The 2783-nt window shown below is 38.2% G+C and carries 2 protein-coding genes and 1 tRNA gene; 2 read left to right on the top strand and 1 reads right to left on the bottom strand.

The features are described from left to right. Positions 1-54 precede the first annotated feature (54 nt). Positions 55-1602 carry an RDD family protein gene (locus IQ242_RS21710; RefSeq protein WP_193961368.1) on the top strand — a complete coding sequence of 516 codons (1548 nt, stop codon included), beginning with the start codon at positions 55-57 and terminating at the stop codon, positions 1600-1602. A 49-nt stretch (positions 1603-1651) separates the two neighbouring features. On the opposite strand, the gene IQ242_RS21715 is transcribed toward IQ242_RS21710, so the two are convergent. Then, the gene (locus IQ242_RS21715) at positions 1652-2464 is read right to left on the bottom strand and encodes a rhodanese-related sulfurtransferase (RefSeq protein WP_193961369.1); all 813 of its coding nucleotides are present in this window, start codon (positions 2462-2464) and stop codon (positions 1652-1654) included. A 77-nt stretch (positions 2465-2541) separates the two neighbouring features. On the opposite strand from IQ242_RS21715, the gene IQ242_RS21720 reads away from it, so the two are divergent. Then, positions 2542-2614: transfer RNA gene (locus IQ242_RS21720), tRNA-Ala, on the top strand. Positions 2615-2783: the final 169 nt, after the last annotated feature.

The raw sequence follows: 2783 nt of genomic DNA on the forward strand, positions 1-2783 counted from the left end.
TATCAGGGGATATTTTAATCATCAAGTTTATTTTGTACTCTACCAATAAAATCCATGAGTTTTTGTATTAATCCTCATTGTCCTAAACCGAAAAGTATCACGGAGAGTCGTTACTGTCAATCCTGTGGTTCCGACTTGCTTTTAAATGGTAAATATCGAGTCACAAATTTATTGAGTGCCAAAGGTGGATTTGGTAATACCTATGAAGTGATAGATGAACGTAAAATACCCAAAGTATTAAAAGTTCTTACCTACGATTCTAGCAAAGCTATTGATTTATTTCAACAGGAAGCCAATCTTTTAAAACAATTAAATCACCCCGGTATTCCCAAAGGAGAAAACTATTTTATTTATCATCCCCGGGAGAGTCAAACTGCCTTACACTGTTTAGTTATGGAGAAAATTGCTGGTATTGACTTAGAAGAACATCAAAAACAAAGAGGATTTAAACCGATTGATTATAATCTCGCTTTGGATTGGTTAACTCAGTTAGCCAATATTCTCCATGAAGTTCATAAACATAAATTCTATCATCGTGATATCAAACCCTCTAATATTATCTTAAAACCCGATGGTCAATTAGTTTTAATTGATTTTGGGGCAGCGCGACAGGTGACTAAAACCGTCCTAGCAGGAGGCAAAAATACAGGAATTTATACCCCCGGATATGCTCCTCCTGAACAATCTCGCGGTCACTCTGTCCCCCAATCAGACTTTTATGCTTTGGGCAAAACTTTCGTCTTTTTGTTAACCGGTAAAGAACCCAGTGATCCAAAAATTTATAACATTAATACCAATGAATTTAACTGGCGTAAATATGCACAAAATATCCCTTCTCGATTAGCAGATTTTATCGATAATTTAATGGCAGAAAAACCTATTGATCGACCTAAAGATACCAAAAGTTTGCTAAAAATTATTACTGATATTAAAGCCAATCCCCATCAAACTAAAAAAACTAAAAATTCTTCTCCTGAAAAACCTAAAATTATTCCTATTCCCAATCTGGCACTTATTTCTTTAATCGCTGCAATTTCTCCCAGTTATGCTGGGTTTTGGCTCCGTTTCAAAGCCTCTTTAATTGATTCTTTTATCGTTCTTATTATCGCCGCTTTATTAGGTGGTTATATCTGTTTTCGCCTACAACAATGGCCAACTTTTCAAAACTTAAATCTTGATTTTAATATACCCAAAGAAATGTGGGTTTACTATGCAGCGGGATTAAGTGCAGCCGGAACAACAATTATCGGGTTTGCTTTATTTATGGCGGCAATTATCTATAATATTCAAGCCAAACTTAACTTTACTCACGAGCATATTGCCATCCTGACCGCTCTTGGTTTAGGAATAGTTATTAAATGGTTATATTCTGTTTTCTTAGAATATCTTTTTAAAGCCACTATTGGTAAAATGTTTTTTGATTTATCCGTCACCGATAGCCAAGGCCGACGCATATCTTTTGCAAGAGCCAATCGCCGCTACTTACTAAAATTTATCTCCACTGCTCCCTTATATTTGGGCTTTTTACTGGCAGCCTGGACAAAGAAAAAACGCGCCCTTCATGACATGATTTCTGGTACACAAATCCGCAAGAAAAAGTAAACAGATACTAGAAAAGTAGGGAGATGAGAGCGGTACGAATAGGATAAAATTAACTACAATAGGGACAAGATATTCCTGCTCGGTAATTGGGGGACTGTTTATCTTTTTCATCGATGGGATGACCGCAAGCGGGACACATTTCATAATGTCCCACCTCTAGATTAGCTGTTAGGGCCACTCTTTGATCAAAAACAAAACATTCTCCTTGCCAAAGACTCTGATCGGGACTAACTTCTTCTAAGTATTTCAAAATACCTCCCTCTAGCTGATAAACTTGAGAAAAGCCTTGATTTAATAAAAAAGCTGCCGCCTTTTCACAGCGAATTCCCCCCGTACAAAAAAGAGCTATTTTTTTATTGTTAATACTATCAAAATTTTCCTGAATATACTCAGGAAATTGGCGAAAATGCTGGATTTCTGGGTTAAGCGCTCCCGCGAAAGTACCGATCGCCACTTCATAATTATTACGCGTATCGATCACTACCACGTCCGGCTCTTTCAGCAATTGGTTCCACTCTTCAGTTTTGAGATGAATTCCTGTTTTTTCGAGAGGATTAGCCTTGGGTTGACCAAAAGTCACAATTTCCTGTTTTAAGCGAATTTTTAAGCGTTGAAAGGGCAAATAATCACAAACAGACTCTTTCACTTCTAGATTAGCTAAACGAGTATCGGTTTTTAACCAACTAATCACCTCGGCGATCGCTTGACGGTTCCCAGCGATCGTTGCGTTAATCCCCTCGGCTGCCAGCAGAATAGTTCCTTTAATTCCTCTTTCTTGGCAGTATTTTTGTATTTCTGGCTGTTTTTGACGATAATCTGACAAAGCCACAAACCGGTAAAAAGTGGCGACTAGATAAGACATGGCAGGCAAGGGAAAAATTAACTTGTAATATTTTTCACTATAGGTTATAATAACGAAAGTGTCCTAAAAACCAGATCGGGGGTTTAGCTCAGTTGGTAGAGCGCCTGCTTTGCAAGCAGGATGTCAGCGGTTCGAGTCCGCTAACCTCCATAGTCCTGACTGATTCCCCTGTGCTTGGTGATTAGCTCAAGTCTTCTTGGGGAGACAATTAGCTAGGGTTTGCCGAAAAAATCTAAAAACCTTGTTGGGTAAGACTTTTAGACCTTTTGTCAATCAAAAAGTACCAGGTATGGGAGTGATCGGGGGGAAAATTCAGGGA

It is taken from the genome of Microcystis sp. LEGE 08355, from assembly GCF_015207185.1.
GTDB classification, from domain to species: Bacteria; Cyanobacteriota; Cyanobacteriia; order Cyanobacteriales; family Microcystaceae; genus Microcystis; species Microcystis panniformis.